The sequence below is a fragment of the Pseudomonas sp. HMSC057H01 genome, assembly GCF_001836405.1.
GTDB classification, from domain to species: domain Bacteria; phylum Pseudomonadota; class Gammaproteobacteria; order Pseudomonadales; family Pseudomonadaceae; genus Pseudomonas; species Pseudomonas aeruginosa.
The window spans coordinates 97,090-119,062 of record NZ_KV828524.1 but is presented as its reverse complement, the minus strand read 5'-3'; the positions used below and the strand labels follow the sequence as shown (position 1 = coordinate 119,062).

Annotated in this window: 19 protein-coding genes and 4 tRNA genes; 11 read left to right on the top strand and 12 right to left on the bottom strand. The window is 63.1% G+C overall.

Annotated elements, in window-relative coordinates; all coding sequences use genetic code 11:
* Positions 1-21 precede the first annotated feature (21 nt).
* The 3 genes from HMPREF2581_RS30390 to HMPREF2581_RS32735 all read right to left on the bottom strand — a co-directional run bounded on the left by HMPREF2581_RS30390 (position 22) and on the right by HMPREF2581_RS32735 (position 1,435).
* Positions 22-97 (bottom strand) — tRNA-Thr (locus HMPREF2581_RS30390).
* Positions 98-133: 36 nt separating this feature from the next.
* A complete protein-coding gene (locus HMPREF2581_RS30385) occupies positions 134-832 on the bottom strand; it encodes a hypothetical protein (protein ID WP_016254081.1) in 699 nt (232 codons plus the stop codon).
* 63 nt (positions 833-895) lie between these two features.
* Positions 896-1,435 (bottom strand): pilin, encoded by a 540-nt coding sequence (locus tag HMPREF2581_RS32735; protein WP_003141352.1) that lies wholly within the window; start codon positions 1,433-1,435, stop codon positions 896-898.
* 228 nt (positions 1,436-1,663) lie between these two features.
* Between HMPREF2581_RS32735 and pilB the strand changes: the two genes are divergently transcribed.
* The 5 genes from pilB to yacG are packed head-to-tail and all read left to right on the top strand — an operon-like array spanning position 1,664 to position 6,268.
* Positions 1,664-3,367, top strand: coding sequence for a type IV-A pilus assembly ATPase PilB (pilB, locus tag HMPREF2581_RS30380; RefSeq protein WP_003141354.1), 1,704 nt, complete (start codon positions 1,664-1,666; stop codon positions 3,365-3,367).
* Between the two features lie 3 nt (positions 3,368-3,370).
* The gene (locus HMPREF2581_RS30375; RefSeq protein ID WP_016254080.1) at positions 3,371-4,588 is read left to right on the top strand and encodes a type II secretion system F family protein; all 1,218 of its coding nucleotides are present in this window, start codon (positions 3,371-3,373) and stop codon (positions 4,586-4,588) included.
* A gap of 2 nt (positions 4,589-4,590) precedes the next feature.
* Positions 4,591-5,463 carry a type IV prepilin peptidase/methyltransferase PilD gene (gene pilD, locus HMPREF2581_RS30370; protein WP_003141356.1) on the top strand — a complete coding sequence of 291 codons (873 nt, stop codon included), beginning with the start codon at positions 4,591-4,593 and terminating at the stop codon, positions 5,461-5,463.
* Positions 5,460-6,071 (top strand): dephospho-CoA kinase, encoded by a 612-nt coding sequence (gene coaE / locus HMPREF2581_RS30365; protein ID WP_003094654.1) that lies wholly within the window; start codon positions 5,460-5,462, stop codon positions 6,069-6,071. Before pilD ends, coaE begins: the two co-directional genes overlap by 4 nt.
* Positions 6,068-6,268 carry a DNA gyrase inhibitor YacG gene (yacG, locus tag HMPREF2581_RS30360; RefSeq protein WP_003094656.1) on the top strand — a complete coding sequence of 67 codons (201 nt, stop codon included), beginning with the start codon at positions 6,068-6,070 and terminating at the stop codon, positions 6,266-6,268. Before coaE ends, yacG begins: the two co-directional genes overlap by 4 nt.
* Positions 6,269-6,304: 36 nt before the next feature.
* On the opposite strand, the gene HMPREF2581_RS30355 is transcribed toward yacG, so the two are convergent.
* The 4 genes from HMPREF2581_RS30355 to HMPREF2581_RS30340 form a co-directional block, all read right to left on the bottom strand.
* Positions 6,305-6,514 (bottom strand): hypothetical protein, encoded by a 210-nt coding sequence (locus HMPREF2581_RS30355; protein WP_003094660.1) that lies wholly within the window; start codon positions 6,512-6,514, stop codon positions 6,305-6,307.
* A 105-nt stretch (positions 6,515-6,619) separates the two neighbouring features.
* Positions 6,620-7,309 carry an energy-coupling factor ABC transporter permease gene (locus HMPREF2581_RS30350; protein ID WP_003103868.1) on the bottom strand — a complete coding sequence of 230 codons (690 nt, stop codon included), beginning with the start codon at positions 7,307-7,309 and terminating at the stop codon, positions 6,620-6,622.
* On the bottom strand, positions 7,306-7,776 hold the full coding sequence (locus HMPREF2581_RS30345; protein ID WP_003094664.1) for a hypothetical protein: 471 nt from the start codon (positions 7,774-7,776) through the stop codon (positions 7,306-7,308). The genes HMPREF2581_RS30350 and HMPREF2581_RS30345 overlap by 4 nt, the downstream gene beginning before the upstream one ends.
* A complete protein-coding gene (locus tag HMPREF2581_RS30340) occupies positions 7,773-8,198 on the bottom strand; it encodes a GNAT family N-acetyltransferase (protein ID WP_003103865.1) in 426 nt (141 codons plus the stop codon). Before HMPREF2581_RS30340 ends, HMPREF2581_RS30345 begins: the two co-directional genes overlap by 4 nt.
* 132 nt (positions 8,199-8,330) lie before the next feature.
* Here HMPREF2581_RS30340 and HMPREF2581_RS30335 point away from each other — a divergent pair, with 132 nt between their 5' ends.
* From HMPREF2581_RS30335 to HMPREF2581_RS30320, 4 genes are all read left to right on the top strand, one after another.
* Entirely contained in the window at positions 8,331-8,960 is a 630-nt protein-coding gene (locus HMPREF2581_RS30335) for a DUF1780 domain-containing protein (protein WP_003094668.1), read from the top strand.
* On the top strand, positions 8,957-9,406 hold the full coding sequence (locus HMPREF2581_RS30330; protein WP_003141357.1) for an MOSC domain-containing protein: 450 nt from the start codon (positions 8,957-8,959) through the stop codon (positions 9,404-9,406). The genes HMPREF2581_RS30335 and HMPREF2581_RS30330 overlap by 4 nt, the downstream gene beginning before the upstream one ends.
* Positions 9,407-9,431: 25 nt before the next feature.
* Positions 9,432-9,602: a DUF3094 family protein gene (locus tag HMPREF2581_RS30325; protein ID WP_003094672.1), complete on the top strand. Its 171-nt coding sequence runs from the start codon at positions 9,432-9,434 to the stop codon at positions 9,600-9,602.
* Between the two features lie 63 nt (positions 9,603-9,665).
* Positions 9,666-10,973 (top strand): NAD(P)/FAD-dependent oxidoreductase, encoded by a 1,308-nt coding sequence (locus HMPREF2581_RS30320; protein ID WP_003112837.1) that lies wholly within the window; start codon positions 9,666-9,668, stop codon positions 10,971-10,973.
* 39 nt (positions 10,974-11,012) lie between these two features.
* On the opposite strand, the gene zapE is transcribed toward HMPREF2581_RS30320, so the two are convergent.
* On the bottom strand, positions 11,013-12,104 hold the full coding sequence (zapE, locus tag HMPREF2581_RS30315) for a cell division protein ZapE (protein ID WP_003141360.1): 1,092 nt from the start codon (positions 12,102-12,104) through the stop codon (positions 11,013-11,015).
* Between the two features lie 548 nt (positions 12,105-12,652).
* Here zapE and HMPREF2581_RS30310 point away from each other — a divergent pair.
* Together HMPREF2581_RS30310 and tpsA4 are read left to right on the top strand one after the other, a co-directional pair.
* Positions 12,653-14,290 carry a ShlB/FhaC/HecB family hemolysin secretion/activation protein gene (locus HMPREF2581_RS30310; RefSeq protein ID WP_003141362.1) on the top strand — a complete coding sequence of 546 codons (1,638 nt, stop codon included), beginning with the start codon at positions 12,653-12,655 and terminating at the stop codon, positions 14,288-14,290.
* A gap of 48 nt (positions 14,291-14,338) precedes the next feature.
* Entirely contained in the window at positions 14,339-18,592 is a 4,254-nt protein-coding gene (gene tpsA4, locus HMPREF2581_RS30305) for a two-partner secretion system exoprotein TpsA4 (protein WP_003141364.1), read from the top strand.
* 231 nt (positions 18,593-18,823) lie between these two features.
* Here tpsA4 and HMPREF2581_RS30300 read toward each other — a convergent pair.
* The 4 genes from HMPREF2581_RS30300 to clpB form a co-directional block, all read right to left on the bottom strand.
* Positions 18,824-18,899, bottom strand: a tRNA-Lys gene (locus tag HMPREF2581_RS30300).
* A 10-nt stretch (positions 18,900-18,909) separates the two neighbouring features.
* Positions 18,910-18,986: transfer RNA gene (locus tag HMPREF2581_RS30295), tRNA-Pro, on the bottom strand.
* 9 nt (positions 18,987-18,995) lie between these two features.
* Positions 18,996-19,071, bottom strand: a tRNA-Asn gene (locus HMPREF2581_RS30290).
* Positions 19,072-19,305: 234 nt separating this feature from the next.
* On the bottom strand, positions 19,306-21,870 hold the full coding sequence (gene clpB, locus HMPREF2581_RS30285) for an ATP-dependent chaperone ClpB (RefSeq protein ID WP_003094682.1): 2,565 nt from the start codon (positions 21,868-21,870) through the stop codon (positions 19,306-19,308).
* Positions 21,871-21,973: the final 103 nt, after the last annotated feature.

Genomic DNA, 21,973 nt, shown 5'->3' with positions numbered 1-21,973 from the left:
AAGCGGGGCTTTTTATGCGACTGGTGCCGGATAGAGGAATCGAACCCCCGACCTTCTCATTACGAATGAGCTGCTCTACCGACTGAGCTAATCCGGCGGCGGCGAGCAAACTACCACCCTGCAGCCAAGCAAATCAAGTCGCAGCATCACTCTTGCGGAAGTCAAAGAAAAAACGGCGAGCTTTATCGAAACAGATCGTTCCCGTTTCGTAGGCGCTTTCAATATCCAGACGAATACAACCTGGCCCAACGGAGTGAGCATTCCTCCCCACTATCCGCTCAACTTGCCCTGCCACCACCGGCAATGTCTTGTAGCGCTCCAATTGGGTCTGTAGCGGTCGTCCATCGAGCATTCCTTTTACATGCAGTTCAAGGAACTCGGTTTTCTCCGCAGGCAAGTCGATATAAAAATACTCAGGAGAAAACACTTTAAACCTCATCAACTCTTCAGAAGAAAGGCCAGCCTGCAGATAAGACGCCCTATTCAACACATGAAACGTATCAAACACATGAACAAGAGCAAGCGGCCTCGCCTGATAGACAACATAAACTCCCGCCGACAGGCAGGAAAACTGAAATAGAGCAATGACACCCAAGTCACGCACTAACTCCATGACTGGCTTTCTCATATCATAGACAACCAGAGTCAACAATGGCCCCAAAACCAAGTCGACAGCGGCAACGATGCGCACCCCCTGCCATCCTCCTGCTATTTCGAACAAAGCACCGGGATACCACCACAAACAGATGATTGCCAGCAATACGATAAAAATTGCCAGACTAATGAGTAGATGGATAGAAAAGGCTCTCCAACGACTTCCAGCGAAATGCACTATAACCACTCTCCCACATAAAAAAAGCCCCTCTTAGGAGGGGCTCTTTTCAGCATTAGCCTATTAGCGGCATTCGCTCGGAGCGAAACGAGCCGGCAGGGTACCTGCAGTCAGGGCAGGCATATTGCGGTCGGGACCACTGGAAACCGCATTGGATTCCGATGCACAACCCCAGTCAATAGAGCCAGTCACACCGGCAGCATAACTGGCACCCAATTGAGTCGGGGCACCGGCAGCATTCTGCACATAGGGAGTAAATACCAGGGTAGAGTCAGCCGGAATATTACCCACGTTTGTGGCATTGAAAGTAACAGTGATTTCACCAGTCGCCTCTGCAATTCGCACAGAGGTCACATACTTACTGGTAGCACCGGCGTTACCGGCTTGAGCATTCCAGACCCTTGCCGAAGCGGCTAGCTCACCGGCAGTGGCAGAGCTATCGCCAATAAGCGTCTTGGCGCTGGCAGCCAGACCAACCCCCTCTGTCACGCGAGCACGAATGGTGTAATCCTGATATGCCGGCAAAGCGACGGCAGCAAGAATACCGATGATCGCAACCACGATCATCAGTTCGATCAAGGTAAAGCCTTTCTGAGCTTTCATGTATCTCTCCATTGATATATCCAGGCCTAACGCCTGACGATCATAAAGCATCTTGCATGCCAACCTGAAAACTCCATAGCTACGAAGCCGGTTCAGCCTCTCCCCTCCAGCGGCAGCCCCACAAACCGACAATATGTGACGCTTTTCGGCAGTCCGACCTTCTCGGTTTGGCAGCCCTCCTCTTCTGCGTTATAAGGCAGCATATCTAGCCTTATGCGACCACTCCCAATGAACGACACAATTCAACTCAGCGGCTTGGCTCGCCAGCTCGTCCTGCATGAACTTCTCGATGAAAAGGCCGCCCAACAGGCCCAATCGCAGGCCCAGCGCAACAAGTTGTCGCTGGTAACCTATCTGGTACAGAGCAAGCTAGTGAAAGGGCAGGCCTTGATCGAACTGGCTGCGGATCAATTCGGTATCGCCTACTGCGACCTGAACAGCCTTGAGCGGGACAGTCTGCCCAAGGATCTAATCAGCGAGAAGCTGGTGCGCCAGCATCGAGTAGTTCCGTTGTGGCGACGCGGCAACAAGCTGTTCGTCGGCATCTCCGATCCAGCCAACCACCAGGCGATTAACGATGTGCAGTTCAGCACAGGCCTGACTACTGAAGCCATCCTGGTCGAGGATGACAAGCTCGGCATCATCATCGAGAAACTATTCGAAAATGCCACTGACAGCCTTGCAGGACTGGACGACGTGGATCTGGAAGGCCTGGATGTCGGCTCCGGTGCGGGCGCAAGCCAGGATGATGATTCCAGTGCAGAGACAGACGACGCCCCAGTGGTGCGTTTCGTCAACAAAATGTTGTTGGATGCGATCAGAGGCGGCTCCTCCGACCTGCATTTCGAGCCCTATGAAAAGATTTACCGCGTACGTTTCCGTACCGATGGCATGCTCCATGAAGTAGCCAAGCCGCCGATCCAGTTGGCCAGCCGTATTTCCGCGCGACTCAAGGTGATGGCAGGCCTGGATATCTCCGAACGGCGCAAGCCGCAGGACGGGCGGATCAAGATGCGCGTGTCGAAGACCAAGTCCATCGACTTCCGCGTCAACACCCTGCCGACCCTGTGGGGCGAGAAGATCGTGATGCGGATCCTCGACTCCTCTAGCGCGCAGATGGGCATCGACGCCCTGGGCTACGAGGAGGACCAGAAGGAACTCTACCTGGCTGCGCTCAAGCAGCCGCAGGGCATGATCCTGGTCACCGGGCCCACCGGCTCGGGCAAGACGGTCTCCCTGTACACCGGCCTGAACATCCTCAACACCACCGACATCAACATCTCCACTGCCGAAGACCCGGTGGAGATCAACCTGGAAGGCATCAACCAGGTCAACGTCAATCCGCGCCAGGGCATGGACTTCTCCCAGGCGCTGCGCGCCTTCCTGCGCCAGGACCCGGACGTGATCATGGTCGGCGAGATTCGCGACCTGGAGACGGCCGAGATCGCCATCAAGGCGGCGCAGACCGGGCATATGGTGATGTCCACCCTGCACACCAACAGCGCCGCCGAGACCCTGACCCGCCTGCTGAACATGGGCGTGCCAGCGTTCAACCTGGCGACCTCGGTGAATCTGATCATCGCCCAGCGCCTTGCGCGAAAACTCTGCTCGCACTGCAAGAAAGAACACGAGGTGCCGAGGGAAACCCTGCTTCACGAGGGCTTCCCGGAAGACAAGATCGGCACCTTCAAGCTTTATTCGCCGGTGGGCTGCGACCATTGCAAGAACGGTTACAAGGGCCGTGTCGGTATTTATGAAGTGGTTAAAAACACCCCGGCCCTGCAGCGGATTATCATGGAGGAAGGCAACTCCATCGAGATCGCCGAGCAAGCCCGCAAAGAAGGCTTCAACGATCTGCGCACCTCAGGCCTGCTGAAAGCCATGCAGGGGATCACCAGCCTGGAGGAAGTCAACCGCGTGACCAAGGACTAATCCATGGCGGACAAAGCGTTAAAGACCAGTGTCTTCATCTGGGAAGGCACTGATAAGAAAGGCAGCAAGGTCAAAGGAGAGTTGGCCGGGCAAAACCCTATGCTGGTGAAGGCTCAACTGCGCAAACAGGGTATCAACCCACTAAAGGTCCGCAAGAAAGGTATCACCCTGTTTGGGGCAGGGAAGAAGATTAAGCCCATGGACATCGCCCTGTTCACTCGGCAGATGTCTACCATGATGGGTGCCGGCGTACCGTTACTGCAATCTTTTGACATCATCGGCGAAGGATTCGAAAATCCAAACATGCGCAAGCTAGTCGATGAGATCAAGCAGGATGTTGCCGCCGGTAACAGCTTAGCCAGTTCACTTCGAAAGAAACCCATTTACTTCGATGATCTCTACTGCAACCTGGTCGATGCTGGCGAACAGTCCGGTGCTTTGGAGACATTATTGGATCGGGTAGCAACTTATAAAGAAAAGACAGAATCCCTGAAAGCCAAAATTAAAAAAGCCATGACTTATCCCATTGCAGTAATTGTAGTGGCCCTTGTGGTATCGGCGATCCTTCTGATAAAAGTGGTCCCACAGTTCCAGTCCGTATTTGCAAATTTTGGTGCCGAGTTGCCGGCCTTTACTCAAATGGTCATCAATCTTTCCGAGATGCTTCAAGAGTGGTGGCTCATAGTGCTTATTGGTCTTTTTGCCGCAGCTTTTGCATTTAGGGAAGCTCATCGGCGCTCGCAAAAACTGAGAGATTCAGTAGATCGGGGCCTGCTGAAACTACCTATCATCGGCGGGATACTTTACAAATCAGCTATCGCCCGCTACGCCCGAACGCTATCCACTACCTTTGCGGCTGGAGTGCCTCTGGTAGAAGCTCTGGACTCCGTTTCCGGAGCAACTGGCAACGTGGTATTCAAGAATGCCGTTACCAAGATCAAACAAGACGTGTCCAGCGGCATGCAATTGAACTTTTCCATGCGCACCACCAATGTTTTCCCCAGTATGGCTATCCAGATGGCTGCAATTGGCGAGGAATCAGGTTCGCTAGATGAGATGTTAGGAAAAGTTGCCGGTTTCTATGAGGAAGAAGTCGATAACGCCGTCGACAACCTGACAACGTTGATGGAGCCGATGATCATGGCCGTGCTCGGCGTACTGGTCGGCGGCCTGATCATCGCTATGTATCTACCGATCTTCCAACTGGGTTCCGTTGTGTAAAGATGGAACTCCTCGACTACCTGGCCAGCCATCCGCTGGCCTTTGTCTTGTGCGCCATCCTCCTTGGCCTGCTGGTCGGCAGCTTCCTCAACGTCGTCGTGCATCGCCTGCCGAAGATGATGGAGCGCAACTGGAAGGCCGAGGCCCGCGAAGCGCTCGGGCTGGAGCCGGAACCCAAGCAGGCGACCTACAACCTGGTGCTGCCGAATTCGGCGTGCCCGCGCTGCGGCCACGAGATCCGCCCCTGGGAAAACATCCCGCTGGTCAGCTACCTGGCGCTGGGCGGCAAATGCTCGTCCTGCAAGGCCGCCATCGGCAAACGCTACCCCCTGGTGGAACTGGCCACCGCGCTGCTTTCTGGCTACGTCGCCTGGCATTTCGGCTTCACCTGGCAGGCGGGCGCGATGCTCCTGCTGACCTGGGGTCTGCTGGCGATGAGCCTGATCGATGCCGATCACCAACTGCTGCCGGACGTGCTGGTGCTGCCGCTGCTCTGGCTGGGCCTGATCGCCAACCATTTCGGCCTCTTCGCCAGCCTCGGCGATGCGCTGTTCGGCGCGGTGTTCGGCTACCTGAGCCTGTGGTCGGTGTTCTGGCTGTTCAAGCTGGTGACCGGCAAGGAGGGCATGGGCTACGGCGACTTCAAGCTGCTGGCCATGCTCGGTGCCTGGGGCGGCTGGCAGATCCTGCCGCTGACCATCCTGCTGTCGTCGCTGGTCGGGGCGATCCTCGGGGTGATCATGCTGCGCCTGCGCAACGCCGAAAGCGGCACGCCGATCCCCTTCGGTCCCTATCTGGCGATTGCCGGGTGGATTGCTTTGCTCTGGGGTGATCAAATAACCCGGACCTATCTGCAATTCGCCGGATTCAAATGACCCAACCCTGGATACTAGGCCTCACGGGCGGTATCGGCAGCGGCAAGAGCGCAGCCGCCGAGCATTTCATTTCCCTCGGCGTCCACCTGGTGGACGCCGACCATGCCGCCCGCTGGGTGGTGGAGCCGGGGCGTCCGGCCCTGGCGAAGATCGTCGAACGCTTCGGCGACGGCATCCTCCTGCCCGATGGCCAGCTCGACCGCGCCGCCTTGCGCGAGCGGATCTTCCAGGCGCCGGAGGAACGGCGCTGGCTGGAGCAATTGCTGCACCCGCTGATCGGCGCGGAGATCGTCCAGTACCTGGCCAGGGCCGAATCGCCCTACGCCATCCTGGTCTCGCCGCTGCTGGTGGAGTCCGGCCAGCGCCAGATGACCCAGCGCGTGCTGGTGGTGGATACCCCGGAACATCTGCAACTACAGCGCACCATGCTTCGCGACAAGGTCTCCGAGGAGCAGGTGCGCTCGATCCTCCAGGCCCAGGCCCGGCGCGACGAGCGCTTGAAGCACGCCGACGACGTGCTGGTCAACGACGGCGACCTGTCCCACCTGCAGCGTGAAGTCGAACGACTGCACGCCTTCTACCTGACCTTGCGAGGAGGCCGAGCATGAGCCAGCCCCTGACCGTGGAGTGCCCGACCTGCGGCGCGCCCGTCGAATGGAAAAGCGACAACAAGTACCGCCCCTTCTGCTCCGACCGCTGCAAGCTGATCGATCTCGGCGCCTGGGCCGCCGAGGAACATGCGATCCCCGGCGACACCCTGGAAGACGATATCTTCTCCGCCGACCTGCCGCCTCGCGAGCATTGAACGCAACGGGCCAGCCAATCCGGCTGGCCCGTTCCTTCAGGGGCGCATGAAAGCGTAGTCGCGCTGGTCGTCGAGATTCTCCGCAAGAAATTGCAGTTCGCTGGCCAGGTCGCCAGCATCGCGCTCCGCCCGGTTCAGTTCGACGATTGCGCTGAGCAACGCGCGCAGGCGCATTGCCCGGTCCGCCTCGTCGCTCTTCGACAGCAACTCTCGCAGGCCCTCTCGGGCCCATTCATGGACACCCATGTTCCGCTCCTCACCTGGGAAAACGGCAGAATCGCGGCCAGCTTCGTCCGAAACACTGACGCAAGTCAGCCGCCGCCCGCCATGAACCTGGCGAATGACTGGTCATCAGGGCTTGCGCTCTTCGTCCTTCCAGGGCGCCTGCAGGTAGCGCGTGCGATTGAAGGTTTCCAGCCACTCCGGGTAGTAGACCACCAGGCCGGTGATCACCGTGCCGTTGATGAAGGCCTCGGGGAACATGATCAGCCACAGGTAACCAGCGAAGTCCTCCAGCCAGGGCGGCATCGGGAAAAGGCCGTCGATCCAGACCACGCCAAGGCCGAGCAGCAGGACCACCACCGCGGTGAGGGCCGCCGGGAAGAAACCGCAGCAGAAGATGTAGACGAACAGGTTGCGCGGCTGGCGCTTTTCCACGAACAACGCCGCCAGCTCCGCGATCAGCGCGGGGATCGCCACCAGCAGCACGCCGTTGACGCCGATCGCCAGCCAATCCTGGCGGCCGAGCAGGCACAAGCCCAGTTGCGCCACCAGCCCCACCACGATCGCCAGCGGCCAGTCGAGCAGCAAGGTGACGGCGGTCATGCCGATGAAATGGAAGGACAGCCCCGATTCGAAGTCCCGGCGCACCAGCCAGAGCAGGAACAGCCCGAGCATGGTACCGAACACCAGGTGCTGGCGGCGGGTATCGCTGACCAGCTCGACCCAGGGCGCGCGCCAGGCGGCGAGCAGCAGCACCGGTGCATAGATGGCCCAGCCCAGTTCCAGGCTTTCCGCCGACAGCAACTCGGCCGCGATCACGGCTGCAGTTGTTCCAGGGCGATGCGCAGGGCCACCGGCGAATCCAACTGGCGGGTTTCCAACACGCGGCGCTGCTCCAGCCTGACCCAGAGCACCTTGCCCTCGTCCGAGGCATAGCGAGAAGCGATGGCCGCGTCGCGATCGAGCAGCACCGGATAACTGTAGTCACGCATGGCCGGCACCGCGAAAAGCCGGGAAATCAGCGCCGGCATGCGGCTGATGTCCGCCAGGAACAGCGCGTGGCGCGCCTCCAGGTAGCCCTTTGGGCGCTCCGCCAGCGCCGCCTTGACCAGCTTCGAGCCGTCCATGTCCCGCGCCACCAGCAGGACCCGGGTGGAGTCGTCCAGCGAGTGCGCCTTTTCGAACTGGTCCTGCAACGTCCAGGGCTCCAGGGTGGAGCCCTTCTCCACGGCCAGCGCCAGGCCGGGCAGCAGCATGCCCAGCAGAACCCAATGCAATCGTTTCACGCGTGTCCCTCCCGAGTGGAAAATACCTGGATGTCCTTGCGCCGCTCCCAGTCCGACTGGGCTCGCCAGAATGCCTGGGCCTCCTCGGCGGCATCCAGGACGAAGACATGGGATTTGCCGATCCCCTCCCTCGCCAGACGCGCCAGCACTTCGTCGAGCATCCGCCGCGCCAGCCCCAGCCCTCGATAACCGGGATCGACCACCAGGTGCTGGAGGTAACCACGGCGACCGTCATGCCCGGCCATCAGGCAGGCGATCACCTCCCCTTCGGTTTCGACCAGCAGGCTCAGCCCGGGGTTGCGTTGAAGGTAGGCGAGGAAGAAGGGATAGGCGTCCTCCGCACGGAGGCGGATACCTGGCGTTCGCGACCACAGCGCGAAGAGTGCCGGGTGATCGGCGGCGATGACGCTGCGAAGTTGCATCGGAACGGCTCCGGCCCAAGGGGAACGGCAGTGTACACCGAGCCTCGCCGCTGGCGCGCTCCGGGACGGATTGTCGCAACCGGAACGCCTGCAGGCTGGAAAGCGGGCCCGCCGGCAGACTAAGCTGAGCCCATGAACGAAGCGGATTATCTGCGCCTGCTCACCCGTCAGGCCGAACAAGCCAACGACTTCCTCTCCAACGCACGTAAATGGGACCGCGAGCGCTGGGTCTGCCAGCGCTTCCTCGAAGCCCTCAACGTGCCCTATCGCCAGGAGGATTTCGCCGCCCCCGGGGAACAGCCGCCGGACGTCCTGTTCAAGGGTGCCGGCTTCGAGGTGTTCTTCGTCCTCGATGAAGGTCGCCGGCTGAACGAGGAGTGGCGCGAGGAACTGACCCGTCGCCGCCAGGCCGTCAGCCTGCGCCAACTGATCCGCCGCGAAGAGCGGCCACAACGGATCGCCGCCGCCGAGCTGCAGGCACGGCTGGCGCCAACCCTGCGCAAGAAGGCGCACAACTATAGCGAGCGCGGCATCGACCACGGCGAACTGGACCTGCTGGCCTTCGTCAACCTGAAGCGCGCGGTGCCCGATTTCAATACGCCCTTCCCGCCGCCCACCGAATACCTGCGCCAAGGCTGGCGCTCGCTGTCGATGGTCGGTCCGACCTTTGCCCGGGTGCTCTTCGCTCACTCCGGCGCCCCCGAGTTCCTGCGCGCCAACCTCGGCCGCAGCATCCTGTTCGACGCCGGGGTAGGCCTGTGAGCGAAGGGCGGGTGAAGTGGATCGGCGTGCGCTCCGGCAGCCGCGCGCCGATCCAGGAACTGGAGGCGGTGGAGGCACGGCGCGGCCTGGGACTGACGGGCGACCACCCGCACCCGCCGCGCCAGGTCACCCTGGTGCAGTGGGAACACATCGAGGCCCTCGGTACCCTGCTGGGCAGGCCGCTGTTGCCCAACGAGATGCGCCGCAACATCGCCGTCGCCGGCATCAACCTGCTCAGCCTGAAGGACCGTCGCTTCCGCCTCGGCGGCGCGCTGCTGGAAACCATTGGCTGGTACCAACCCTGCGGACGCCTGGAAAAGCACATCGACCACCGCACGCTGAAAAGCGTGCGCGAACAGGGCGGCATCACCGCGCGGGTGATCGGCAGCGGAGTGATCCGCCTCGACGATCCGCTGGTGATCGAGCCCCCTGTCTGTCTAGAATGACCGACATCGAAAACGGAGGCCTGCCATGTCCAGCCGACTGAGCCCCGAAGACCAGCAGAAGGTCGAGCAGTACCTCGCCTCGCCGCTGCACCAGGTCGAGCGTGCGCCGTTCCGCCCGTGGTTCCTGATGTTCGTCCTGCTCGCCGTGGTCATCGGCCTGGGCCTGCTCAGCCGCCTCCTCAGCTACCTGGCCTGAGTCGTCCGGTCGAGCCACGCTCCCGACGACCGCCTCACGGAATTCCCACTATGAGATATCCACATGTCCCATCGCATCGTGATCGTCGGCGGCGGCGCCGGCGGGCTGGAGCTCGCCACCCGTCTCGGCCGCACCCTGGGTAAACGCGGCAAGGCCCAGGTCACCCTGGTCGACGCCAACCTCACCCACATCTGGAAACCCCTGCTGCACGAAGTCGCTGCCGGCTCGCTCAACTCCTCCGAGGACGAGCTGAACTACGTCGCCCAGGCGAAATGGAACCACTTCGAATTCCAGCTCGGCCGCATGCAGGGCCTGGATCGCGCCGGCAAGCGGGTCCGCCTGGCCGCACTGGTGGACGAGAATGGCGTTGAGCTGGTTCCCGAGCGCGACATCGCCTACGACACCCTGGTGATCGCCGTCGGCAGCACCACCAACGACTTCGGCACCGAGGGCGCTGCGGAACACTGCATTTTCCTCGATACCCGCGCCCAGGCCGAACGCTTCCACCGCCAGCTGCTCGGCCAGTACCTGCGTGCGCATACCGGGCACGACGCGAACAACAACGCAGTGAGTATCGCCATCATCGGCGCCGGCGCCACCGGCGTCGAACTGGCTGCGGAACTGCACCACGCCGCGCAGATGCTGGCCGCCTACGGGCTCGACCGGATCCGCCCGGAAGACCTGCACATCAGCCTGGTCGAAGCCGGCCCACGGGTGCTGCCGGCGCTGCCCGAACGTATCAGCCAGCCGGTGCACCAGACCCTGAGCAAGCTCGGCGTACGGGTGATGACCGGCTCGGCGGTGAGCAAGGTAGATGCGGACGGCCTCTGGACCGGCGACGGCGAGTTCGTCCCGGCGACGCTCAAGGTCTGGGCGGCGGGCATCCGGGCTCCGGCCTTCCTCAAGGAACTCGACGGCCTGGAAAGCAACCGTATCAACCAACTGGTGGTCCGCCCGACCCTGCAGACCACCCGCGACGATGACATCTTCGCCTTCGGCGACTGCGCCGCCTGTCCCCAGCCGGCGCAACCGGGAGAGCAACCGCGCAACGTGCCGCCACGCGCCCAGGCCGCGCACCAGCAGGCCTCGCTGCTGGTGAAATCGCTGCGTGCCCGTCTCGAAGGCAAGCCGCTGGGCGAATATCACTACCGCGACTACGGTTCGTTGATCTCGCTGTCGCGCTTCAGCGCAGTCGGCAATCTGATGGGCAATCTGATGGGTAGCGTCATGCTCGAAGGCTGGCTAGCGCGGATGTTCTACGTATCGCTATACCGCATGCACCAGATGGCGTTGTACGGTCCGCTGCGCACCGCGATGCTGATGCTCAGCGGCCGCCTGCGCAGCACCGAGCCACGCCTCAAGCTGCACTGAGCCATTGCGCCCCGTTTGCCGTCGGCGCGGGACGTTCCTTCAACAGCGAAGCTGGCGCAACTGCGCCAGCCGACTGGCGGTACGCTGCATGTCCGCAGGCAGGTCGCTGCCCTCGACCAGGTCCGGCAGCGCCTTTTCGGCACTCAGGAAAAAACGCCGGTCATTGTCGTAAAGGACGTCGACGAGATTGATGAAGCGCTGCTGGGCGGCGACCGAACAGCGCGCCATCGGCGGTACGCCGTCCAGCACCCAGGTAGAGAAGCGTTCGCCGAGGGCAAGGTAGTCCATCACCGCGGTTGGCGCCTCGCAAAGGTCGGCGAAGGCGAACCACACCAGGTCGCCGCACACCGCGCGCGCCTGCAACGTCCTCGCGCCGCTTTGCAGGATCACGCGTTGCGAGCGCTCGGGCGCGGACAAGCCCAGCTCGTCCAGGCAAGCGCATGAGGCTGGCCAGCAATACCCGCCGCTGGCATAACCGGAAGCGATCTCCTGCCGCGGCGAAATCGTCCGGTAGTCCCGGGCGCCGGCTACTTCCAGCACTTCCATGCGCGTCTCGATCAACCGGATCGCCGGCAGGAAGCGTTCGTGGTAGAGCGGATTGGGCAGCAGTTGCCGCGGCGCGTAGTTGGAGGTGCAGACCAGGGTGATCTTCCTGCGGAACAGCTCCCTGAACAGGCGTGTTATCAGCATCGCGTCGCCGATGTCGTGGACATGGAATTCGTCGAAGCAAAGCAGCCGGCAATCTCCTAGCAGTTCGTCGAGCGCACCGCCCAGGGCATCGGGCCGCCCCTGGCGGCGGAACATGCCGTCATGAAGCTGGCGAAAGAACGCATGGAAATGCGTCCGGCGCAGGCCCTGCAAATCAGCGCTGCGAAAGAAGCCATCCATCAGCCAGCTCTTGCCGCGCCCGACCGGACCCCACAGGTAGAGGCTGCGCGGCGCTTGCCGGAATAGCGACGGGCCTCGACGCAAGCGCTCCGCCAATCGATCGAGATGAAGAATGGCATTGCCCTGAGCTGCGTCCAGCACATAGCCGCGCCGTTGCGCCTCTTGGTGGAAATAGCGGGCTACGGGCGTTGTGGGCTTGGTGCCGGTCATGGGTGAACGCCGCGAAAAAGAACCGAAAGACACACGCCGTTGATGCTCAGCCTGAGAGGGACCGTAAACCGAGACGGAATTCTAGCGCTGCGTCCTGCCTATGCTCCAGCCGCCAGACCGAACGGCGGGCGATAGTCGGACAGGCCCTTTGATCATGACCGCCACGGTCGCGATACGGAATCGCGCTCAGCCGCTACTTCCGCCCCACTGTTTCCGCCGCTTCCGCAGCCGAGCCCATTATCACCGGAGTTTTTTCCTACAGCAGTCCTCCCAGTCCCCTACGAAAACCAAGAAGTTCTACCGGCCAACGCCAGAAAACTACGATTGTCGCCGTTTCAGCCTCGCCCCAGGCTATCGCCCACTCGATTCTCCGCCTTGAAACCGATCGTTCTGCGACATGCCTGCGGATATCGGTTTCTTTTCCCTGCAAGAACCGCGCTCCGGGCCGATTGACCATGCATCCAGCTTTTCCGCGTAACCAGGCTAGCCTTTCTTTCCCGCCGCCCTCCCCAAAGCCTTCCAGCAGTTCCACTTCGATCGTTCAATCCCTCAGGGCCGGACCGCTGCTCCGTACGGGCCTCATGGGAATGGCCATGCTGTCGTCCTGCCTTGCCAGTGCCGCCCCGGATGCGGGGCAGGCGCTGCGTGACGTGGAAAGCCGACGCCTGAACCTGCCCGCGCCGGTGGAACTGGACGCCGAGCGCCCCAGCCCCGAGGACGGCGTATCACGGGCTGCCGAAGAGGGCGGCCCGACGGTGCTGGTCAAGCGCTTCCAACTCAGCGGCAACAGGCAGCTCGACGATCGACGCCTGCTGGCGCTCCTGCACGACCTGCCGGGCCAGGAACTCAATCTGAGCCAATTGCACGCCGCCGCCGCCCGCATCGGCGATTTCTATCGGGAAAAGGGATATGTGCTGGCGCGCGCCTTCCTCCCGGCACAGGAAATCCAGGATGGAACGGTACGCATCGAAGTGCTCGAGGGACGCTACGGCAGGATCGAACTGCACAACACGTCCCGAACGCTGGACCGCGTTCTACTCCGCCCCTTGAGCGCACTCGAACGAGATACCGCGGTCCAGGGCTCCGAGCTGGAGCGTGCGCTTCTGCTCCTGAGCGACATTCCCGGCCTCCAGGCCAAAGGCACCCTGCTGCCGGGCCAGGCGCAGGGAACCACGGACTTGCGCGTCGAGGCCCGCCCCGGCCCGCTGGTCGGCGGCAGGCTGGAGGCAGACAACTATGGCGGCCGCTACATGGGGGAATATCGCCTGGGAACCACCCTCGACTTCAACAGCCCGCTGCGACTGGGCGACCAGGCGAGACTGAGCCTGCTGGGCAGCGATCGGCACCAACGCTACTACCGTGCAGCCTATCAACTGCCCCTTGGTTCCCGAGGCACGCGCATCGGACTGGCCCACGCCGAGACGACCTATCGACTGGTACGCGATTTCTCGCGCCTGGACGCCCATGGCCGGGCCATTACCGACAGCCTGTTCGTCAGCCAGCCCCTGCTGCGTAGCCGCAGCTTAAGCCTGTCCACCCAGTTGCAATATGAAAACAAGCGACTTCGCGATGACCAGGAGCGTACCGGGAGGCATAGCCGCAAGGAGATCCGCCTGTGGACCGCCAGCATCAGCGGAAACGCCCAGGACCGCTTGTTCGGCGGTGGACAGAGCGGCTTCTCGCTGGCCTATGCCCACGGCCAGCTCGCCATCGACTCCGCCGAAGAGCGGCTGCTGGACCGCTACACCATCGGTACCGCCGGCAGCTTCGACAAGATCATGCTCAACGCCGTACGCCTGCAGCACCTGGGCGACCGCCTGCAGTTGTTCGCCCAACTCAACGCCCAGTGGAGCGGCGGCAACCTCGACAGCGCGGAACAGTTCGACATGGGCGGCCCCTACGGCGTTCGGGCGTTCCCCCTGGGCAGCTACAAGGGCTACGGCGACGAAGGCTGGCAAGCCAGTGCGGAGCTGCGCTACAGCCTGGCTCCGGGCTGGCAGCTGAGTTCGTTCATCGACCAGGGAGCGGTGAAATTCCTCAAGCACCCCAACACCAAGGAAGGCAATCGCAACCGCATGGCCGCCGTCGGCAGCGGCGCAACCTGGTACGGAACGGATCACCAGGTCAGCCTGACCGCCGCCTGGCCCCTGAGCCAGGAAAACAACATCGAGCCCGAGCGCACTCCCCGGCTGTGGCTGCAAGCGACCCGCTACTTCTGAGCAAGCTCCCGCCCGCCATGCCGGCGGGCCCCACTGAAAGGAAAAGCCATGAACAAGAGCTATACGCTGGTCTGGAACCAGGCCACAGGCTGTTGGAACGTCGCAAGCGAAGGTACCCGTCGGCGCAGCAAGAGCGGACGCGGCAAGGCGCTCGTAGTCGCCGGAGCGTCACTGCTCGGCCTGTTCTGCCAGGCCCCCGCCTTCGCCCTGCCCAGCGGCGCCACGGTCGTTTCAGGCGATGCCGGATTCCAGACATCCACCGATGGCCGGCATATGGTCATCGACCAGCAGAGCCACAAGCTGATCACTAATTGGAACGAGTTCAGCGTCCGTGCCGATGAGCGGGTCAGCTTCCACCAGCCGGGCCAGGACGCCGTCGCCCTGAACCGGGTGATCGGCCGCAACGGCAGCGATATCCAGGGGCGGATAGATGCCAACGGCAAGGTCTTCCTGGTCAATCCCAACGGTGTGGTCTTCGGCAAGTCCGCCCAGGTCAACGTAGGCGGCCTGGTGGCTTCCACCCTGGACCTGGCCGACAGGGACTTCCTCGCCGGCAACTACCAGTTCTCCGGCGACTCCGGCGCAACCGTAAGCAATGCCGGCAGCCTGAAAGCCAGCGAAGGCGGCAGCATCGCCCTGCTGGGCGCCCGGGTCAGCAACGACGGCGTGATCCAGGCGCAACTCGGCGCCGTGGCCCTGGGCGCAGGCCAGGGCATCAACCTCAATTTCGACGGCGACGGCCTGCTCAACCTGCAGGTGGACAAGGGCTCGGTCGACGCTCTTGCACACAACGGCGGCCTCATCCGCGCCGATGGCGGCCAGGTGCTGATGAGCGCCCGCAGCGCCGACAGCCTGCTCAAGACCGTCGTCAACAACCAGGGCACTCTCGAGGCCAGGACGCTACGCAGCGCGGAAGGACGCATCGTCCTCGACGGCGGCGAACAGGGTACCGTGCGGGTGGCCGGCAAGCAGGACGCCAGCGCCATCGGCGGAGGCAATGGCGGCCTGGTGCTGAACCAGGGCGCGAACGTCGAGATACAGCGAACCGCGCAGGTGGACACCCATGCCGACCAGGGCGCAACCGGCACCTGGAGGATTCTCTCGCACGAGGTCAGCGTAGCCGCTGTCGGCCAGGCAAACGCTGCCGGTGATGGTTCCGGCCAGGTCCATGTAGCGCAGGGCCCAGCCGGGGCCAATGCGTCCGATAGCAACGGCGTGACCATCGTTCAGCAGCAGCCGGCCGTCGACCTCGCCGCCGGCGCCAACGGTACCTCCGCAGTGCAGAGCCAGAGCGGCGCCAACATCGGCTCGGGCGCAAGTGGCATCAGCGTCGTGCAAAGCCAGAACAGCCCCAATATCGGCTCGGGCGCCAATGGCATCAGCGTCGTGCAAAGCCAGAATGGCGCCAACATCGGCGCCGGCGCGAGTGGCATCAGCGTCGTGCAGAGCCAGAACAGCCCCAATATCGGCTCGGGCGTCAATGGCGTGACTGTCGTGCAGAGCCAGAACGGTGCCAATATCGGTTCGGGCGCAAGTGGCATCACCGTTGTGCAAAGCCAGAATGGCGCAAATATCGGTTCAGGCGCGAGTGGCATCAGCGTCGTGCAGAGCCAGAGCGGCCCCAGCATCGGCTCGGGCGTCAATGGCGTCACAATCGTGCAGAGCCAGAGCGGTGCCAACATCGGCCCCGGCGTCAGCGGAATCGATGTCGTCCAGACCCAGACTCTCCCCAACCTGAGCCCAGGCGCCAATGGCTCCAGCATCGTCCAGGTCCAGACGCTACCCGATATTGCCGCCGACGCCGGCAATGTGCATGTCGTCCAGGTCCAGACCGGCGGTAACAAGGTCTTCGGCAATTCCGCCACCAACGTCAGGTCACGTACCGTTCAGGCCCGGAGCAGCGAGAATGTCGGTTCCGGCCTGGCGAATCCAAGCAGCGCGGGAAAAGGTCCGACGCTGCATGCCGATACCCTGGCCCGCAACCTTTCCACAAGCAACGTCGAAGTGGTCGCCACCCGGGGCAACGCGCATGTCGGCGCGCCGCTGTCCTGGGACAGCGGCAACGGCCTGACGCTAACCGCCGAGCGCGGGGACCTCAGGATCAATGGCGCGCTGACGGCCCAGGGGGAAAACGCCAGCCTTACTCTCAATGCCGGGCAGCGCCCTCTCCGTATCGACGACAGCCTCTCTCTCACTGGCCAGGGAGCCCGGGTCGAATTCAATTCGGACAAGGGTTATGCCCTCGCCGAAGGCGCCCGGATCACCCTGTCCGGCAAGAACGCAGGATTCCGCGCCAATGGGCGGGACTACAGCGTGATCCAGGACCTGCAGCAGTTGCGCGGCATCGATAGGGACCTGGGCGGCAGCTATGTCCTCGGCAATCGAATCGCAGGAGGCAATTCCAGCTTCCTGTCGATAGGCAACGCCAGCGCCTTCGGCGGTACCTTCGACGGCCTGGGCAACACCATCGATAATCTTGCCGTGTACGGCACCGGTGCCTACTCCGGCCTGTTCAGCGTCAACCGGGGCACCCTCCGCAACCTGAACCTGGAACGCATTTCCGCCGATGGAGCACAGGCCACCCACTACAACGTCCAGGTCGGTAGCCTGGCCGCCGTCAACCTCGGTCGCATCGACAATGTGAACGCCAGCGACATCCGTATCGCCGCGGCCTCGAAGCTGAACAGCCTCGGCGGGCTGGTCGCACTGAACCTGGGTAGTATCGACAACGCCAGCGCCAGCGGCACGCTGGTCGGCAACCGCCACACCTATGCTCTGGGCGGACTCGCAGCCGAAAACATCAGCACAGCCAGGGGCGTGGCCAGCATCTCCAACAGCCGGGCCGATTTTGCCATCTCCGGCCAGTTGAAGGACCATGCCAGCCACTACGGCGCGGGGGGCCTGGTAGGCAGGAACCGCGGCGGCCTCATCCGCAGCAGCGGCAGCCAGGGAACGCTGTCGCTGAGCGGTCACGGGATGAACCTGGGAGGACTGGTCGGATACAGCTCCGCCGGCGGACTGGCGGACGTATCCGCCTTCGTCGACGTCTCAGGCAACGGACAGCACGGCCTGTACGGAGGGCTCATCGGCCTCAACGTAAACAGTGGTATCGCCCACGCCACGGCCAGCGGCAAGGTCCGGGGCACAGACGCGGAAGCACTGGGCGGGCTGATCGGCCGGAACCTGAACGCGGCCATCACCAACGCCAGCGCCCATGGCGACGTCGTCCTGCAAGCCGGTCGCTACTTGGGAGGCCTGATCGGCCACAACCAGGCAGGCAACCTGGCCGACGTCAGTGCCAGCGGCAACCTGAGTGGTGGGTCGCTGCTCCAGGCCGGCGGCCTGATCGGTCTCAACGCCAATGCCTCGCTGGTCAATGCCTCCGCCAAGGGCAACGTCGCTACCCGCGGAGCAGAAGCGGTTGGCGGTCTGCTCGGCGAAAACCTGTACGGCTCCATCATCAACGGTTCCGCCAGTGGCGAAGTCACCGACGGCAGCGGCAAAACCCTGGGTGGCCTGATAGGGTCCAACCTCGGCGGCAATCATTCCAACCTGAAGGCCTCCGGGTGGGTAAACGCAGGGGCGAACAGTGACGTGGGAGGGCTGATCGGCCACAACCGGGGCGGCAACCACAGCACCCTGGCCGCATCCGGCAATGTCACCGGGGGCAAGGGCAGTCGCGTCGGCGGACTCGTCGGCTACAACGATGCCGCCTCGCTGACGAACGTCTCGGCTTCGGGCAACGTCAGCGCCAACGGTTCCAGGGCCATCGGCGGGTTGCTCGGCAGCGATCTGCGAGGCTCGCTGATGCTCGCCAGCAGCTATGGGACGGTGATCGACATGACCGGCCACAACCTGGGAGGACTGCTCGGCCGCGGTGAAAATACCTCGATCCGCTCCGCCAACGCCACCGGCGCGGTCACCGGGGGCGGCGGCGCCAGTGTCGGCGGGCTGGTCGGCTCCCTGGAAGGCTGGCGGGCTCTCGTCCTGGGGGCCTCGGCCAGCGGCGATGCGAGGGCGGGATATGACAGCTATATCGGCGGGCTGGCAGGCTTCAGCACCGGCACCATCAGGGGCGCCTCCGCTTCCGGCAAGGTCGGAGGCTCGGGCCTGCTGGGCGGCCTGGTCGCCTGGAACCAGGGGAATGTCATGGGTTCTTCGGCCAGCGGCAGGCTGGAGCCGCAAATCCCCAACCAGATCCATGGCGGACTGATCGGCATCAATTTTGGCTGGCAGTCCTGGAACTCGGTATACGGGGCTGCGGCGACCGTTCCCATGATAGGTCGCCACTACAACCTGTGAATCGATCCTCCCGGTACCCGTACCGGGAGGCTTCCTGTTCGATGGAGCGGCCGGGCCTCAGGGCCCGCCGCCTCCAGACGCTCGATGGAATGCCATGCGGGAAGGCCAGGCGTCGGGAGAAACTGGGCTGGAAGAGCGGACCATCCTCCTTCCCACAGGCCAGCATTCGGAAAGTAATGGCACAGAAACGAAAAAGCCCACCTTTGCAGGTGGGCTTTTTCGTCTTGAATATGGTGGGTCGTGTAGGATTCGAACCTACGACCAATTGGTTAAAAGCCAACTGCTCTACCGACTGAGCTAACGACCCAAGTATGAGGTGGTCGGGGTAGAGAGATTCGAACTCCCGACATCCTGCTCCCAAAGCAGGCGCGCTACCGGACTGCGCTATACCCCGATTGGAATTTGGCTCCGCGACCTGGACTCGAACCAGGGACCCAATGATTAACAGTCATTTGCTCTACCGACTGAGCTATCGCGGAACGTCTTTCTTCCAACCCTGGACGCTTCCGGTGTTGCTGGATTCGCGTCTCAGAGGCGCGCCATTTTACGGATGCGCGCGGGCATGTCAACCCTCTGATCCAAAAAGTTTTTCTTCTTTTTCCACGAGCGACAAAACGGCCCTTCCACTGCATGCGGCAGCGCTCTCGCGCCTACCGGACGCCCATGAAAAAGCCCCGCCGAAGCGGGGCTTTCCCTGTCCGCCCCCGAAGAGGTCAGGCGAAGACGATCTCGTCGCCTTCCACCTTCGCCGAGATACTGGCACCCGGCGCGAATTTGCCGGCCAGGATCAGTTGCGCCAGCGGGTTCTCGATCCAGCGCTGGATGGCCCGCTTCAGCGGGCGTGCGCCATAGACCGGGTCGAAGCCGACGGCAATCAGCTTGTCCAGCGCCTCCTGGCTCAGTTCCAGGCTCAGCTCGCGCTCGGCCAGGCGCTTGCGCAGGCGACCGAGCTGGATCTCGGCGATGCCGGCGATCTGCTCGCGAGCCAGCGGCTCGAACACCACCACTTCGTCGATCCGGTTGATGAATTCCGGACGGAAGTGCGCATTGACCGCGTCCATCACTGCGGCACGTTGCGCCTCGCGGTCGCCGGCCAGCTCCTGGATCTGCGCCGAACCGAGGTTGGAGGTCATCACCACCACGGTGTTGCGGAAGTCCACCGTACGCCCGTGACTGTCGGTCAGGCGTCCGTCCTCGAGCACCTGGAGGAGAATGTTGAATACATCCGGATGGGCCTTCTCCACCTCGTCCAGCAGCACCACCGAGTAGGGCTTGCGGCGGATCGCCTCGGTCAGGTAGCCGCCTTCCTCGAAGCCGACGTAGCCCGGAGGCGCGCCGATCAGGCGGGCCACCGAGTGTTTCTCCATGAACTCGGACATATCTATCCGCACCAGCGCCTCCTCGGTATCGAAGAGGAACTCGGCCAGCGCCTTGCACAACTCGGTCTTGCCCACCCCGGTCGGGCCGAGGAAGAGGAACGAGCCGCTCGGCCGGTTCGGATCGGCGAGGCCGGCGCGCGAACGGCGCACGGCGTTGGACACGGCGACTACCGCCTCGTCCTGGCCGATCACTCGCCGATGCAGCTCCTGCTCCATGCGCAGCAGCTTCTCGCGCTCGCCCTCGAGCATCTTCGACACCGGGATACCGGTCCACTTGGAAACCACTTCGGCGATTTCCTCGTCGGTCACCTTGTTGCGCAGCAACTGGTTCTCGGTCTTGCCGTGCTGGTCGACCATCTGCAGGCTGCGTTCCAGGTCCGGGATGGTCTGGTACTGGATGCGCGCCATGCTCTCGAGGTCGCCCTTGCGCCGCGCCGCCTCCATCTCCTGCTTGGCCTGCTCGATCTTCTGCTGGATCTGCGCCGAGCCCTGCACCTCGGCCTTCTCGGACTTCCAGATCTCCTCGAGGTCGGCGTATTCGCGCTCGAGCTTGACGATATCCTCCTCCAGCTTGGCCAGGCGCTTCCTGGTGGCTTCGTCGTCTTCCTTCTTCAGCGCCTCGCGCTCGATCTTCAGCTGGATCAGGCGACGGTCGAGACGATCCAGTTCCTCCGGCTTGGAGTCGATCTCCATGCGGATGCGGCTGGCGGCCTCGTCGATCAGGTCGATGGCCTTGTCCGGCAGTTGCCGATCGGTGATGTAGCGGTGCGACAGCTTGGCCGCGGCGATGATCGCGCCGTCGGTGATGCTCACCCCGTGGTGCACTTCATAGCGTTCCTTGAGGCCACGGAGGATGGCGATGGTGTCTTCCTCGCTCGGTTCGTCCACCAGCACCTTCTGGAAGCGGCGCTCCAGCGCGGCATCCTTCTCGATGTACTGGCGATACTCGTCGAGGGTAGTAGCACCGACGCAGTGCAGCTCGCCGCGCGCCAGAGCCGGCTTGAGCATGTTGCCGGCGTCCATGGCACCTTCCGCCTTGCCGGCGCCGACCATGGTGTGCAGTTCGTCGATGAACAGGATGACCCGGCCTTCCTGCTTGCCCAGTTCGTTGAGGACCGCCTTCAGGCGTTCCTCGAACTCGCCGCGGAACTTGGCACCGGCGATCAGCGCCCCCATGTCCAGGGCCAGCAGGCGCTTGTCCTTGAGGCCGTCCGGCACTTCGCCGTTGATGATGCGCTGGGCCAGGCCCTCGACGATGGCGGTCTTGCCGACGCCGGGTTCGCCGATCAGCACCGGGTTGTTCTTGGTCCGCCGCTGCAGGACCTGGATGGTCCGGCGGATCTCGTCGTCGCGACCGATCACCGGGTCGAGCTTGCCTTCCTCGGCGCGCTTGGTCATGTCGACGGTGTACTTGTCCAGCGCCTGGCGCGACTCCTCGACGTTCGGGTCGTTCACCGCTTCGCCGCCACGCAGGTTGGCCACGGCATTCTCCAGCGCCTTGCGCGACACGCCCTGGCCGAGCAGCAGCTTGCCGAGCCTGGTGTTCTCGTCCATCGCGGCCAGCAATACCAGCTCGCTGGAGATGAACTGGTCGCCCTTCTGCTGGGCCAGGCGGTCAGCCTGGTTGAGCAGGCGTGCGAGATCCTGGGACAGGTTCACGTCGCCGGTCGGGCTCTGGATCTTCGGCAGCGCGTCGAGTTCTTTGTTGAGGCCGCTGCGCAGGGCGGCGATATCGAAGCCGACCTGCATCAGCAGGGGCTTGATCGAACCGCCTTGCTGCTCGAGCAGGGCGGAAAGCAGGTGCACCGGCTCGATGGCCGGATGGTCATGGCCAACGGCCAGGGACTGGGCGTCGGAGAGCGCCAGTTGCAGCTTGCTGGTCAAACGGTCTATTCGCATGGGTCGTCCTTCCTTCTATAGAGCGGGCCGGAACGATGGGTGTCCCTGATGAAGAAAAGCCCGCCGAGATGACTCAGTAGATAAGGGCGATTTTCCGCGGTTC

Excerpts from the sequence above, each read along its gene's own strand:
- HMPREF2581_RS32735 (WP_003141352.1), bottom strand. The coding sequence starts at position 1,435 with ATGAAAGCTCAGAAAGGCTTTACCTTGATCGAACTGATGATCGTGGTT.
- pilB (WP_003141354.1), top strand. The coding sequence starts at position 1,664 with ATGAACGACACAATTCAACTCAGCGGCTTGGCTCGCCAGCTCGTCCTG.
- HMPREF2581_RS30375 (WP_016254080.1), top strand. The coding sequence starts at position 3,371 with ATGGCGGACAAAGCGTTAAAGACCAGTGTCTTCATCTGGGAAGGCACT.
- pilD (WP_003141356.1), top strand. The coding sequence starts at position 4,591 with ATGGAACTCCTCGACTACCTGGCCAGCCATCCGCTGGCCTTTGTCTTG.
- coaE (WP_003094654.1), top strand. The coding sequence starts at position 5,460 with ATGACCCAACCCTGGATACTAGGCCTCACGGGCGGTATCGGCAGCGGC.
- yacG (WP_003094656.1), top strand. The coding sequence starts at position 6,068 with ATGAGCCAGCCCCTGACCGTGGAGTGCCCGACCTGCGGCGCGCCCGTC.
- HMPREF2581_RS30355 (WP_003094660.1), bottom strand. The coding sequence starts at position 6,514 with ATGGGTGTCCATGAATGGGCCCGAGAGGGCCTGCGAGAGTTGCTGTCG.
- HMPREF2581_RS30340 (WP_003103865.1), bottom strand. The coding sequence starts at position 8,198 with ATGCAACTTCGCAGCGTCATCGCCGCCGATCACCCGGCACTCTTCGCG.
- HMPREF2581_RS30335 (WP_003094668.1), top strand. The coding sequence starts at position 8,331 with ATGAACGAAGCGGATTATCTGCGCCTGCTCACCCGTCAGGCCGAACAA.
- HMPREF2581_RS30325 (WP_003094672.1), top strand. The coding sequence starts at position 9,432 with ATGTCCAGCCGACTGAGCCCCGAAGACCAGCAGAAGGTCGAGCAGTAC.
- HMPREF2581_RS30320 (WP_003112837.1), top strand. The coding sequence starts at position 9,666 with ATGTCCCATCGCATCGTGATCGTCGGCGGCGGCGCCGGCGGGCTGGAG.
- HMPREF2581_RS30310 (WP_003141362.1), top strand. The coding sequence starts at position 12,653 with ATGGGAATGGCCATGCTGTCGTCCTGCCTTGCCAGTGCCGCCCCGGAT.
- tpsA4 (WP_003141364.1), top strand. The coding sequence starts at position 14,339 with ATGAACAAGAGCTATACGCTGGTCTGGAACCAGGCCACAGGCTGTTGG.
- clpB (WP_003094682.1), bottom strand. The coding sequence starts at position 21,870 with ATGCGAATAGACCGTTTGACCAGCAAGCTGCAACTGGCGCTCTCCGAC.